This is a genomic window from Pseudoalteromonas sp. TAB23 (assembly GCF_000498075.1).
In the GTDB taxonomy this organism is placed as follows: domain Bacteria; phylum Pseudomonadota; class Gammaproteobacteria; order Enterobacterales; family Alteromonadaceae; genus Pseudoalteromonas; species Pseudoalteromonas arctica.
In genome coordinates this window covers 41,846-55,782 of sequence record NZ_AUTP01000313.1, presented here as the reverse complement: position 1 = coordinate 55,782, position 13,937 = coordinate 41,846, and the positions used below count along the sequence as shown (strand labels likewise).

The window sequence follows — 13,937 nt, the reverse complement described above, 5'->3', positions numbered from 1 at the left end:
TTACAAATGATAATTTAAAACAAGCTAAACCTAGTGTCAAAGAGATTGAGAGTAAACGGGCATATTTTGAGATTTATTGACTTTTGCCGAGCTTAAAAGCTCATATCTTGGTCTATTATCATCAAATAGGCTTAGTGCATAAACTTTTAGTTCTTTTAGGGTTAGCGCATTTAAGGCATCTAAAAGTCGTTGTTGCATATGAAATTCATGATCTCTATTACCTATAGCAAGCCATAACCGTTGTGAGCGTAGGCGCAGGTTTTTATCTTTTTCTGCAATATGAGTACTAAGGCCGTGTTTTTGCTGTTGCCAATCGTTTTCATCAAGTGCATCAATGTTATCAAGGTAGTTTTTAATAAAACGGTTATGTCGATGCAATAAAGTTTTTGCATCAAACTTAGGTGACTGCACATAAAATGCTATACCAGCACGCGTGTTAAATGGTGCATAACCTGCGCCTACTAAATAACCAAGTTGCTGTGTAGTTCGTAATTCATTAAAGTAATCTTGATTAATTAAATGATTTAACGCCATCATTTTTACTTTTTCGGCCACGCAATCCGTTTGCGCTTGATAGTAAATAACCATTGCATGGTCGTTACAAGGAAGCTCTAACTCGTAGCGAGTTACTTTTTTAATTTCAAAAAGAGGGCGTCTTAAATCTTCAATTATGGTTGCGTTTTTTAAGTGATTTGCGACCTTTTTTTGAAAGGCTATTGCATCACTTTGCTGCCAGTTACCATGTAAAAATGATTCAACATGTAGTGCTTTAAAAAAGTCTGTTCTGAACTCATTAAATTGCTGAAAACAGGTGTTTTTTAATGCCGATGCAAGCTCCCCAGGTTGTGGGTTCCAAGGCATTATTTTTGCGCCTAAAATGCTAAATAACTCACTGACTGGTTTGTTTTGGTTGCTATTGCGCCAATGCCTTACAAGCTGTTTTTTATATTCAGCAAAGCGTTTTGCACAGATCTCTACATTAAATAAAGCATCTATTAATTGATCAACAAGCTCTAACTGGCTAGATGAAAGCCCCGCGGTATGTAGAGTTAATCCACCTTGATGCGAGGTTAAGTGGTAGCTAAGTCCCGCAAGTTCTGCTGGATAAAATTGCTCGCCCACACTATCCATAAATAAATCTGTAAATAAGCGGGTGAGTGCCATATGTTTTACATCTTTTACGGCAAAATCAGAATCCATGGCCAAATAAAAATGGCCTTTAGCAACACGAAATGTGTTGTCTTGTTTAAACCAAAAGTCAAAACCGGGTTCTTTTACTAATAACTCGGGTTTTGTTTGTGGTTTTACGACATCAAATAACATCACTTCTTTTGTTAAATAAGGATTAGCTGTAGGTAGCAGCATTTCGCTCAACGGCTTATTTATCTCGCTAAGGGCATCAAGCCAACTAGGTGAAATATGTTCTACTTTATATGGTGTGTTGTACCATGCCGTTTTATGTTCAGGCTCTACATCTGGATGTATAAGTACGATGCGCATATTATGTGGCGTTAACCACTGCATGGCCATTTCGTGGGTCGCTTTTTTAAAGCCTTCCATTAAATAGTCGCCTTGCACGTAATTTGCTTCGTCGTAATGCTGCATATTAATGCTTAAATTACTGACCCAATCAATTAAGCGTGATTTTTCTTGGTTATCGAATGCTATTTGTAATAGATTTTTTTTATCTTGATATAAGCGCGGCAATTTTTCGGTGTTATCGTTAATTAAACAAATGTATTCAAACACCATTTCAATAATGTCTTCGAAGTATTCAATACCCTCATCGGTAAGCGCTAAGCTAATATTAAAATCTTTGAAGTTGCTGCCATTAATACCACCGCCAGCAGAAAGTGCATTGATCCAGCCTTGTTCTTTTAAAATAGAATAAAGAGAACCCGCGCCTTCATAGCCAAGTAAGTGGGCAATAAAACTTACTGTTTTATGGCGATAAAAGTCGTCAATATTAGGCATAGCAAAACTTATAATAAGTTTTTGCATATGCTTATGTGGCTCAATATGGAGTATTTTTCCTATGTCTTGTTTACGATAAAGTGGCTCACTGATCTCTGGCTTTTTAAGGTTTTTGTTGCCGTTAATTGCGCCAAAGTAAGTTTGAGTCCAGCTTTGTAGTGTGTCTAGTGTTTCGTTTGCGCAAATAACTAAGGTCATCCACTGAGCTTGGTACTGGCTATTAAAAAAGTCACGAAGCTCATCACTAATACAGCGCTCTCTGTCAGCTAAGGTTTGTAGGTTTCCTACAGAAAATTTAGCAAATGGATGAGCTGGATTTACCGTTTCTTTATGGGCTTGATAAATACGGCGACCGTCGTCTTTTATTTTTAGTTTAAACTCGGCTTCAATTGCGTTACGTTCTTTTTCTGTTTCGGCTGAATTTAAAAGAGGCGCAATAAAAAAGCGGCTAAATTGGGTAAGTGCTTGTTCAAATTCTTGATTGTTAATATCAAAAAAGTAACATGTATGCTCAGTGCCGGTCCACGCATTGGTGTTGCCGCCAGCTTGCGAAACAAAATTATTAAAACTACCTGAATCTGGATACTGGTCAGTGCCTAAAAAAAGCATGTGCTCTAAAAAGTGTGCTAGGCCTTGCCTATCAAGAGGGTCGTCAAAATGTCCGGCGTTAACTGCCATTGATGCTGCCGCTTTTGTAGAATCTTTATCTTGCACTAATAGTACTTTTAGACCATTGTCCAGTGTAAAGGCGCGGTATGCTCTGTTATCATTGCGGCTGATATTCAAATGATGCTCCTGAAACTAAACGTTTACTTGTTAACAACAGATGATGGCTTCAGGAAAGCGAAGTACAGCTTAAAGATTTACCTGAATCTCATGAAAGAACTATTTTAGAAATAAATAGATTTATATTGTTAATATAGCTGACAAACGGGCAAACTGGCTACTGTTTTATATTCTTTAATCGGTTGATTTTTTATGAAAACAATCCTAATAATGCGCCACGGCGAAGCAACACCCATGCAGGCTGATGATGCAGGTAGAAATTTAACCCAAGCAGGGCACGATGAAGCTGAAAAAATGGGCCTTTGGCTCAGTAAAGCACATTACCCTGATGCACTGTTAGTTAGTCCTTACATTCGAGCACAGCAAACAGCTGCAGGTGTGGCTAAAAATAACGTATTTAAATTTAGCGAAACCACGTCTGATATAATTCCCGAAGGTAAACCTCAAATTGCTGCTGACTACATCGAAACACTTATTGCTACTCACCCCCAATGCAATACATGGCTTGTTGTATCACATATGCCTATTGTAAGTTATTTAGTGGACCAGTTAAGCCCTGGCAATATGCCCATTTTTAATACGGGTGCTGTTGCTGTTATTAGTTACGATGAGCAAACCCAGCGTAGTAGTTATTTAAGTATAAATGCCCCAGAAAACGTTTAAATATAAATAATTGAGTAAAGTAAAATGACAATAGAACGTTTACAAACAGGTGCGCGCATGAGCCGCATTGTAAAACATAACGGCACTGTGTATTTATGTGGGCAGGTATGCGCCGACGCACAAAAAGATATCAAAGAACAAACTCAAACTATGCTTGATAAAGTAGAGGCATTGCTTAATGAAGCGGGAAGTTCAAAAGAACATATGCTTAGCGCGACTATTTATGTAAAGAGCATGGAATACTTTGCTGATATGAATGCAGTATGGGATGCGTGGGTAACCGAGGGTTATGCACCAGCACGTGCCTGCGTAGAAGCTAAAATGGCACGTGATGCACTGCTTGTTGAAATTTCAGTCGTTGCAGCTTTAAAAGAATAATAGCTTTAATGACTTGCTCCCCCGTTGTACTCATCACTGGCTCTAGTCGAGGTATTGGCGCAGCTACCGCATTATATTTTGCAAAGCACGGTTATAATGTTTGCATTAATTATAAAGCAGATTTAGCTAGTGCAATATTGGTGGCAGAAAAAGTAAAGCAATTAGGCGTTGAGGCTGAAGTAATTCAAGGTGACGTGTCACTAGAGGCTGACGTTTTAGCTTTATTTATGCATATAGATAAAGTCTTTGGTCAACTTGATGTACTAATAAATAACGCCGGTATTTTAAAACCACAAATGCCTTTGTTAGAAATGAGTGCTGAGCGCATAAACGAAGTTTTGACTACAAATATTACCAGTGCTTTTTTATGTAGCCGTGAGGCAATAAAGCGAATGGGAAATAGCGGTAGTATTGTTAATGTTTCATCGGGGGCCGCTAAAACGGGCTCTCCTAATGAGTACATTGATTATGCAGCATCTAAAGGTGCAATGGACACATTTACTATTGGCTTGGCAAAAGAGGTGGCAAGTAAAGGTATTCGAGTTAACTCGGTTAGACCTGGGCTTATTTACACTGATATGCATAGTGATGGCGGCGAAAAAAATCGAGTCGATCGTCTTAAAAGTAAATTACCCCTTGGCAGAGGCGGTACACCCGAAGAAGTTGCTGCAGCAATTTACTTTTTAGCTTCGGAGCACGCTTCTTTTACAACGGGTAGTTTTGTTGATGTAGCCGGCGGTTTGTAAGCTAAAGTAATACAGCTAGCCAAAACGTAAAGCTAATAACACTTAATATAGTAGAAAGTACGACAGCCCCAGCAAGAGTAGCTTCATGCTGCTTTATTTGACTCGCAATAAGATAAGCATTTACGCCAACAGGGGATGCGCTCAAAAGCACTAATACATTGAGTATTTGCGTGTCTAGTTTAAATACATAAGTGCCTACCAATAAAACTAGCGCAGGCAATAAAAATATTTTTAAAATTGATGCTATTAACGCGGGTTGCCAATTTGCTGATATTTTATAAAAAGCTAAGTTTGCACCAAGTACAAATAGCGCACAGGCAATTGCTGGTTTAGCTAATAGCTCCAAACTATTTGCTAAGTCGGTGAACAGTGTTACTCCTAATATGTTTAATATAAGCCCGCATCCAATACTCAGTACTATTGGATTTAACACCATACTTTTCCCAAAATGCGACCACGAAAATTTATCGCTACTGCCTTTAGCGCCTATTAAAAAAGTAAGTGCAAATAACAATGTGCTATGAAAAGTAATGATCATAAACGCAATGGCTATCATCTCTTTGCCAAGCGATGCAATAACAATAGGAATACCCACTAACACCATATTTGAATAGCTAGAAGCAAGTCCAAAGACGCCGTGTTGTTGGTAATTTTTTAAATACTTTTTATTTAAATAAAAGCGGTCAATTAAAATACCCACCCCAAATACACTCAGAACCGGTATGTAAAAACTCAAAAATGCAAAAAGGCTAATGCTTTGCTGTAAGTTAATTTGCGACATATTTAACAATAAAAAAGCAGGCAAACTAATATAAAAAGTAAATTTACTTAAGCCTGCAATATGCTGCTTTTCGAAAAATTTTAATCGGCAACAGCTGTAACCAAACGCCACAATAAAAATGAGCGGAAAAATAATTGAAAAAATATGCACGTAGTTACATCCTAGTAATAGCTATAGTTAGCGTCTAAATTCATCACTTTGCGGTAAATTAATTAGTATGAGTACAGCGCCTCTACCACCATATTCGAGAGGGGCTTGGTGCATCGCTATTACGTCAGGGTGCTGTACTAAGTACTGAGGCACTTTGTGCTTTAGTACGCCNCCGCCAATACCGTGCACTACACATGCACAATAGTAATGCTGCTTTTTACATTCGTGAATGAGTCCAGCGAGTTCATCTTTAGCAAGTTCTTTATTTAAGCCATGTAAATCTAGCGTCAAATCGGGTGCAAAGTCACCACGGCGAAGCTGTTTAGCTAGGAAGGTATCTTGGCCTGGTTTTACATATTTAACCGTGCCGTGGGTGTCTATATCGGGAATATAAACGTCTGAGAAGAAAAATTCAGATTGAGCCTGCTTTTTTTGCTGGGCAAATTGCTTAGCTTGTGACACCTTAGGCTTTGTATCAAAACGATGAGTATCTTGTTTAAATACTTTGGCGCCTGTGATCGTTTGACGAAATAAGCTTATGTCGTCATTGCTTAGGGACGAATGTGATGGAGTGTCTTTTTTCATAACTATTACCTAAACAAAAAAACGTAAAAACGCAGCGCAAAAGGCGGTACAATACTTAAATGAGGGGCAATTGTAATTTGCCCAGCGCAGATAGGCAATGCAATCGTCTTAAAGACTCAAAACAGTCAGTAAGCTAATACAGGTAAAAATATATGAGCGATTTACAAATAGAAGAAGCAACACTCGAAGAAGCCGTTGCAGAACTGTCAACTTTACATGACTGGTTACGTTGGACTACAAGCCAATTTGCAAGTAGTAGTATATTTTTTGGACACGGTACAGATAACGCATGGGATGAAGCTGTAAGCTTATTACTACCTGCGCTTAGCTTGCCTGTTGATGCGCCAAAAGAATTAATGCACGCGCGTTTAACAAGCACAGAAAAAAACCGACTTGCGGGTCTTATTGCAGAACGTATTAACGACTGCACACCAGTACCTTACTTAACAAACATTGCATGGTTTGCGGGTATGCCATTTTATGTGGATGAACGTGTACTTATACCTCGCTCACCGTTTGCTGAGCTTATCAGCAACCGCTTTACACCCTGGCTTGAAGAGCCACAATCGGTCAACCGCATATTAGATTTATGTACGGGGTCGGGTTGTATCGCAATTGCACTTGCTCAAGCTTTTGAGGAAGCACAAGTTGATGCGGTAGATATATCGTATGAAGCGCTTGAAGTGACAGATATTAACATTAACGATTACATGTTAAGTGATCGTGTGTTACCCATTCAGTCCGATGTATTTAGCGGTGTACCAGGTCAAAAATACGACCTAATAGTTGCAAACCCACCGTATGTTGATGCAGAAGATATGGCTGACCTGCCACGTGAATTTCATCATGAGCCAGAGCTTGGACTTGCATCAGGCCACGATGGTTTAGATGTAACCCGTACTATTTTAAGTGAAGCGAGTGAACACCTAACTGATAACGGTTTGTTATTTGTAGAAGTTGGTAACTCTATGGTACATATGGATGCACTGTATCCGGGCGCGCCGTTTGAATGGATTGAATTTGAACAAGGCGGCTTAGGTGTATTTGTAATTAGCAAAAAGCAGCTAGATGAGTATTTTGCAAAATAAGTAAAAAATGAATAGCCAAGCCGTGTGCTTGGCTATTGGTAGTCATTAGGAATGAGGAAAGTTAATGGCAGGTAATAGCATTGGACAGTTATTTAAAGTGTCCACCTTTGGTGAGAGCCACGGCGTTGCATTAGGCGGCGTTGTTGATGGTACTCCCGCAGGTCTTGAAATCACAGAGGCCGACTTACAAATTGATTTAGATCGCCGAAAACCAGGCCAAAGCCGTTACACAACGCAGCGCCGCGAAAGCGATCAAATAAAAATATTAGCAGGCGTTTTTGAAGGTAAAACCACAGGTACCAGCATTGGTTTATTAATTGAAAACACCGATCAACGTTCGCAAGATTACGGCAAAATTAAAGATGTATTTCGCCCAGGTCATGGCGATTACACGTATTGGCATAAGTACGGCCTGCGCGATTATCGTGGTGGCGGNGGCAGGCGCTATCGCTAAAAAATACTTAAAGCAATTTCATGGTATTGAAGTTAAAGCATGCTTAAGCCAGCTAGGTCCTATTAAGGCGGAAACGTTTGATTGGGACGAAGTTGAAAATAACTTATTCTTCTTCCCTGATGCAAGTAAGCTTGAAGCGCTTGACGAATATATGCGTGACCTTAAAAAGCAAGGTGACTCAGTTGGCGCTAAAGTAAAAGTAGTGGCAAGCAACGTACCAGTAGGTCTTGGTGAGCCAGTATTTGACCGCCTTGACGCTGAACTTGCACACTCATTAATGAGTATTAATGCAGTTAAAGGCGTTGAAATTGGTGATGGCTTTGACGTAGTTGAGCAAAAAGGCTCTGAGCATCGCGACGAGTTAACCCCTGAAGGTTTTACATCAAACCATGCGGGTGGCGTACTTGCCGGTATTTCGACAGGGCAAGACATTATTGCTTCTATTGCGCTAAAACCAACGTCGAGTATTACCATCCCAGGTAACAGCATTAATACAAGCAACGAAGCGGTTGAGATGATCACCAAAGGTCGTCACGATCCGTGTGTTGGCATTCGTGCAATCCCGATTGCTGAGGCAATGATGGCTATTACATTAATGGATCACTTATTGCGTCAACGCGGACAAAATCCACATGTAAACCACGAACACGGGCCAATTAATGGCTCAGTGTGATTAATTTATTTTTTAAATTAAACTGAGTGGTTTAGTGTATTAGAGCACGGTTTTATATCGTGCTTTTTTACGTTTACTCTTTTATAAATCAAGTTTTGTGACTATTAAAAATTTGCAGTGATTATTTCACTAACTCTTGTTTTATCGGATTATGTGGTTGCTTGCTCGGTGTTACAGTACTAGGTAACTGAATCAAATACAGAAACCAATATTGTTGCTGTCATTAAGAGGGGGATATAACTTAAATACGAAGTGGTTTTTATATTTTTAAGGGGGCTGTACCCCCAAGTTTAGCTTAAAATTTTAATAGCGGTAATGAGCTATTTTTTTGATCCGTCCAATGTACTAACTCAGTTTTTGGATAGGATTTCATCGGCGATAAATCACTTACCTTAATAGCATCTAAAAATAGTTGATTACTTGTTAACACAACCCACTCCGAACTTAAAGCGGTGAGCTTTGTTGAATTATGTTTAAATTTTATTAATGCTTTTGCAAAGTTAGTACTATGCGCTTGGAGCACTGGTAGTAAATCTATATGGTTATTTGATATATGGATAACTAAAATACCGTTTTCACTTAATCGTTGCCAGTAAAGCTCAAACGCTTCCTGAGTTAATAGGTGGGCGGGAATTACATCACTTGAAAATGCATCAATAACCAAGGCATTCATTAAAGGGGCATTGTTTTTAAGCTCGTTTACTAATGAAACTCTGCCATCACCAATGGTTACATTTACTTTAGCTGGGCTGTTTTTAAGATAATCAAAATACGTATTAGCCATTTTGTATACTGCGGGGTTTAGCTCATAAAAATGGACTGTATCGTGCTTGTCAGCCAGGCTAGCCAATACTCCTGCACCTAATCCTACGACTCCCATGCTGAGGTTTTCTTGGCTTTTAAGTATCGCGAGCGACTTAGCTACGCCAGTGTGCTGATGATAGTAACTGTTAGTGAGTGAATTTTGACCATGCAAAGGCTGCGAACCATGAATTGTGGTGCCATCAATTAAACGTCTTTGCGCAAGTTCTGCAGTATTGATATCTTTTACTGTGAGGTAGCCATAAAAATTTCTTTGTGATGCAACGTTATATTGATTGAAACTAAAATAAAGAACGAGATAACAGCCACACCACAGAGCTGACGCGCCGATTAGCAGCGTATTTATTTTTTTTAATTTAGTTATTTGAATGTAGCTAATGAGAGTAAGTAGTACTGCCAAGCTGACTATATATTCGGTCATTTGTTCAAATAACACCGGAGCAAGTAACGTGGTAAATAAGCTGCCAAGCGCGCCACCTAAAGCAATATACAGGTAAAAGTGTGTTAGCAATGTGCTTTGTGGTGCAAGTTCTCTAAGTTCACCGTGGCAAATCATGCAGCCAGTAAATAAAATAAAGCTATAAATTATAATTTGTGAAACAGCGTTAAATTGGCTCCCTAAAAAGTACATTATCAACCCTGCAAACGCGCTTAATATAAAAGCATATACCCAAACAGAACGGTTATAGTTGTTTTTACTGGCAAACGTATAGCTAAAAGTCACTAAATAGATAGCAAGCGGCACGACCCATACAAGTGGCATTGGTGGGATATTAGTGCTGATCATTTGTGTTGTCGCAATTAACATGATTGAGCTTGTCGCGGATAAAATAATCCAAAGTACATTTGGTTTTTTTGACATTTTTTTTGTAAGCGGTAACGGTGATTTATTTTTTTTGGTGCTCATGCTCAATAGCTTATAAGCTAAACAGATTAATAGCATGCAGTAGATAAGCAGCCCTATTTGCCAGTAATTTTTTTGTTGCTGCAGTGAAAAAAACACCTCAAATATAATTGGGTAGCTTATTAAAGCCAATAAAGAGCCTAGGTTAGAAACCGAATACCAATGATAAGGCACTGTATTTTCACCGCGCTCTATGTACCATCGTTGCATAAGCACACTTGTGGCACTTAGCAACATAAATACTAAGCCAATTTGATTCAGCAAGTTTACCATCACTGACCAGTTGGGGGTTAAAGTAAAATTAACTTGGAACTTGTTAAGGCTAATTAAACTTGCTAAAACAACGAGCGAAATATGGATTACTATTTGTTTTTTTAGTGGATAACGACTTAAAAAGTGTGCATAAAAATAGCCAAGCAATAAAACAGTTTGATAAAAAAATAGACTGGCAGACCACACCGATGCCCCGCCCCCAAATCGAGGTAACAGCTCTTTAGATAACATAGGTTGAATTTGAAATAGCAAAAAGGCGCTAACAAAAATGGTTAAGATAAATAAGATACGAAGCATGGATTTTAATTGTTAATGAATAATGCGATCAGCATTACGGATAACAGATTAAGCAGCAATGGAATTACCCTAGAGTTTCTCTTAAGAAAACCTTAATATATGATTTATAGTAATTTATTGGAGTAGTCAGTGGGCCGTTTTGTAATAGGGGAATTTGCTATAGATGTAAGCCGCTGTAAAATATCATCAGCTGACACAGAGCAAGTCGTTGAACCCAAAGTCATGGATGTATTGCAATATATGTATTCACATCGGGGCACTGTGGTTAGCCAAGAACAAATTTTTTCAGCCGTATGGCCAAATGCTACATTTAGCCCCAGCTATGTGCAGCGCTGTATTGCATTGCTTAGAAAAGCATTGGGTGAAGATTCAAAAAATCCACGGTATATTATTACTCACCCTAAACGAGGCTATAGCCTTGAGGTAGACGTTGCTCAGCTTAATAAACCCAAGTGTATATACTTATCAGTGTTGGTAATTTTAATGGTTACACTGGGTGGGATCGCAAGTTGGCTTTACCCCGATACACCTCAGGTAAAGACACGTTTTACTAAATTGATGCCTATTTCTTCGAGTGAAGAAAATGAATCGAGCACTTCTTTGTCACATAATGGTGAATATATAGCCTTTGTGCGTGGTGATAAGTCAAAGCAAGCTATTTGGTTAAAAAACTTACGCTCAGGAAAAGAAGTTAAATTAACACAAAAGCAATCAACCTATCACAGCCTAGGGTGGAGCAGTGATGACAGTGAAATCGCATTTGTGAATCAGGATGATACCCAAACATTGGGGTATTTCACTTTAGACAAGCTGACATTACAATCTGCAAACTATAGAACAATTTATACTTTTAAAGACTTTAAGGTTACGAGCCAGCAGTTAGAGTGGGCGAATAACAATAATATTTATTTCATTGAAAAACGCCAAAGCGATAATCATACTCAACTAAGTACAATTGATTTAACAACCCAAGTAAAACGTGTTGTTAAGGAAGCTGCTGGGCAAGATTGGATGATGTTACATGCATTATCACCGAGCCAGCAGTATATTGCTCTAGCTTCTGAATCTGGTCAAAACCAATACAGAATTGATTTGTTCGATATTGAAACAAGCTCGACTAAAACATTAGCAACGGTTGAAGATGGAGTGCAGGGGTTGAGCTGGCACCCCAATGCACAACAATTATTGATTAGTAATAAACATCAACTTCAGCTATTAAATTTACAGGGTCACCTGACTAAGTTGGCGTTTAATAACTACCACATTATTAGAGACGCGCATTTCTCGTTGTCAGGTAACGACATTTTAATGGAGTTAGTAAAGGTTGATGTGGATATTATCCGCTCAACTCGTCAAGAGCCAACGCAATTCGAAACGCTTGTAGATACCTCTTCAGTCGACTTTTTACCGGTTTACTCTCCCGATTCGTCTAAATTTGTATTTGAATCTCACCGATTTGGTACAAAGCAATTATTTTTGTATGAGAATGGGACGCAAACGCTGATTTTTTCTAACCCAAACAATGAAGAATTATTTGGTATAGTGTGGTCAAAAGACGGTGAGGAAGTGATCACTGCCAGTAAAAATACACTATTTAGAATTAATCTAGAAGAAGAAAGCTTTCAGAGTATTCCTCATTCCTACCATTCATTTTATCTACGAGAAATGTATCACCACGAAGCTGCTATTTTAGTTTCTTATCGCGCTGCAGACGGTGTTACTTTTCACCCTGCTAAATTTGATTTAGAGACGCTTGAATTAACACCTTATACAGGTTCAGGAAAGCGCTTGGCGTGTTATGCAATGGATATTGATGAACAGGATCTGGTTTACTTTTCTAATGATAAACAAGTATTTAGGCTTAACGAAAAAAATGAGTTAGAAATTATTTGGGAATCACCAACAAAAGAGATTATTGGTTTGGCCGTTCACGAAACGGTTATGACAGTAACACTTGCAGATAAAGACGGGTATGAGATGAATGAAATAGACTTTAATACAGGAAGGAGTAAGGCGATCTTTAAAGGCAAAGATGATGGGGAGATGTTAATAAACGCATCTCATGACTTTCAGCAGTTTCTTTATTTAACAGAGCCTAAAAGAATACGTACCTTAGTACGCTTAAATTAACAGCTTTAATGAATGAGTAGGGTTAATTTATGATTATTAAAGTGAGATTTTATGAATAATAGCGCTAAACAAAAAGCAATACTCGCAAGACTAGAGCGATTCAGTAAGTTAACTGATAGCAGCATTGGCATTCCTTTTACTAAATTTAATATAGGTTTGGAGGCTGTGATTGGTTTAATTCCCGTTATAGGTGATGCCGCAGGGCTAATTTTATCAAGTTATGTACTTATAGAAGCCCAGCGTTTAGGTGTGAGTAAACGTATAAAGACTAAGATGATTATCAATATGCTCATAGACTTTGTGGGCGGTTTAGTGCCATTTTTTGGTGATATTTTTGATGCCTTTTTTAAAGCTAACACGCGTAATACACAACTATTAAAAAAGCATTTAAACAAGCAGTTGAGTGAGTAATTAATAGCTTTAAGTAACAGTTAGCAAAGAGACTTTAAACAAAATGTTGTTGGTTGTTAAATCACCTAGTAAGGTAGGAGCGTCTATTCACTTTGGTATCTACAATATGCAATTATTTATCGGTAATAAAAACTACTCTAGCTGGTCATTACGCGCATGGTATTTAATGAGTAAATTTGATGTTGAGTTTAGTGAAACCCAGCTGGTACTCGACACCCCCGACTTTTACAATGAACTAAAAAAGACCTTTGCTGTACAAAAAGTTCCAGCGTTAATTGATGGCGATTTACAGGTATGGGATTCGCTAGCAATTTGTGAATATATTAACGATGCTTACTTATCAGGCGCTGCATGGCCAAAATATATTACCCAAAGAGCTAAAGCGCGTGCACTAAGCGCTGAAATGCATTCAGGCTTTATGGCACTGCGTAACGAAATGCCAATGAATATAAGAGCAACCCGTAAAGTAGACCTATCGAGCGAAGCACTGAAAGACATAGCCCGTATAGACGAGATATTTGCACAGCAACAAGATGTGTTTCCAAATGAGTGGTTTTTTGGTGACTTTAGTATTGCTGATGCCATGTATGTGCCTGTTGTACTGCGCTTAAAAACCTATCAAATTACGTTATCGCCAGAGGCGCAGCAATATTGTGACTTTGTTATGCGCTGCCCAGTATTGCAAGGATGGATCACTCAGGCATTAACCGAAACCGACATAGTAGACTGCGACGAAGCAGGAAAAGACGTTTGACACCCTCACCACTTTTACTTTAAAGGTAAAAGCCCGTACAATTCGTCTCGTTTTTAGTGCGCTAATAT

At 38.6% G+C, this 13,937-nt stretch carries 11 protein-coding genes and 1 pseudogene; 8 read left to right on the top strand and 4 right to left on the bottom strand.

Going from position 1 to position 13,937, the window contains the following annotated elements; all coding sequences use genetic code 11:
- Positions 1 to 36: 36 nt before the first annotated feature.
- A complete protein-coding gene (locus L654_RS0120260; RefSeq protein ID WP_024608903.1) occupies positions 37 to 2,760 on the bottom strand; it encodes an insulinase family protein in 2,724 nt (907 codons plus the stop codon).
- A gap of 192 nt (positions 2,761 to 2,952) precedes the next feature.
- Between L654_RS0120260 and sixA the strand changes: the two genes are divergently transcribed.
- The 3 genes from sixA to L654_RS0120245 are packed head-to-tail and all read left to right on the top strand — an operon-like array spanning position 2,953 to position 4,547.
- Positions 2,953 to 3,423 carry a phosphohistidine phosphatase SixA gene (gene sixA / locus L654_RS0120255; protein ID WP_024608902.1) on the top strand — a complete coding sequence of 157 codons (471 nt, stop codon included), beginning with the start codon at positions 2,953 to 2,955 and terminating at the stop codon, positions 3,421 to 3,423.
- 24 nt (positions 3,424 to 3,447) lie between these two features.
- Positions 3,448 to 3,801 (top strand): RidA family protein, encoded by a 354-nt coding sequence (locus tag L654_RS0120250; protein ID WP_024608901.1) that lies wholly within the window; start codon positions 3,448 to 3,450, stop codon positions 3,799 to 3,801.
- Positions 3,802 to 3,809: 8 nt separating this feature from the next.
- Entirely contained in the window at positions 3,810 to 4,547 is a 738-nt protein-coding gene (locus tag L654_RS0120245; protein ID WP_024608900.1) for an SDR family oxidoreductase, read from the top strand.
- Between the two features lies 1 nt (position 4,548).
- Here L654_RS0120245 and L654_RS0120240 read toward each other — a convergent pair whose 3' ends face one another.
- Together L654_RS0120240 and smrB are read right to left on the bottom strand one after the other, a co-directional pair.
- The gene (locus L654_RS0120240) at positions 4,549 to 5,478 is read right to left on the bottom strand and encodes an AEC family transporter (protein ID WP_024608899.1); all 930 of its coding nucleotides are present in this window, start codon (positions 5,476 to 5,478) and stop codon (positions 4,549 to 4,551) included.
- Positions 5,479 to 5,505: 27 nt separating this feature from the next.
- Positions 5,506 to 6,063 carry an endonuclease SmrB gene (smrB, locus tag L654_RS0120235; protein WP_007377742.1) on the bottom strand — a complete coding sequence of 186 codons (558 nt, stop codon included), beginning with the start codon at positions 6,061 to 6,063 and terminating at the stop codon, positions 5,506 to 5,508.
- Between the two features lie 152 nt (positions 6,064 to 6,215).
- On the opposite strand from smrB, the gene prmB reads away from it, so the two are divergent.
- Together prmB and aroC are read left to right on the top strand one after the other, a co-directional pair.
- Positions 6,216 to 7,151, top strand: coding sequence for a 50S ribosomal protein L3 N(5)-glutamine methyltransferase (prmB, locus tag L654_RS0120230; protein WP_007580615.1), 936 nt, complete (start codon positions 6,216 to 6,218; stop codon positions 7,149 to 7,151).
- Positions 7,152 to 7,215: 64 nt separating this feature from the next.
- A pseudogene (gene aroC, locus L654_RS01000000126485) lies at positions 7,216 to 8,278 on the top strand (chorismate synthase).
- A 295-nt stretch (positions 8,279 to 8,573) separates the two neighbouring features.
- Here the strand turns inward: aroC and L654_RS0120220 are convergent.
- On the bottom strand, positions 8,574 to 10,214 hold the full coding sequence (locus L654_RS0120220) for a fused MFS/spermidine synthase (protein WP_225305786.1): 1,641 nt from the start codon (positions 10,212 to 10,214) through the stop codon (positions 8,574 to 8,576).
- A gap of 489 nt (positions 10,215 to 10,703) precedes the next feature.
- Here L654_RS0120220 and L654_RS0120215 point away from each other — a divergent pair, with 489 nt between their 5' ends.
- The 3 genes from L654_RS0120215 to L654_RS0120205 all read left to right on the top strand — a co-directional run bounded on the left by L654_RS0120215 (position 10,704) and on the right by L654_RS0120205 (position 13,869).
- On the top strand, positions 10,704 to 12,704 hold the full coding sequence (locus tag L654_RS0120215) for a winged helix-turn-helix domain-containing protein (RefSeq protein ID WP_024608897.1): 2,001 nt from the start codon (positions 10,704 to 10,706) through the stop codon (positions 12,702 to 12,704).
- A gap of 51 nt (positions 12,705 to 12,755) precedes the next feature.
- Positions 12,756 to 13,115 (top strand): DUF4112 domain-containing protein, encoded by a 360-nt coding sequence (locus L654_RS0120210; protein WP_024608896.1) that lies wholly within the window; start codon positions 12,756 to 12,758, stop codon positions 13,113 to 13,115.
- 106 nt (positions 13,116 to 13,221) lie between these two features.
- Positions 13,222 to 13,869, top strand: a complete 648-nt coding sequence (locus L654_RS0120205; protein ID WP_024608895.1) for a glutathione S-transferase family protein — start codon at positions 13,222 to 13,224, stop codon at positions 13,867 to 13,869.
- The last annotated feature ends 68 nt before the right edge of the window (positions 13,870 to 13,937 follow it).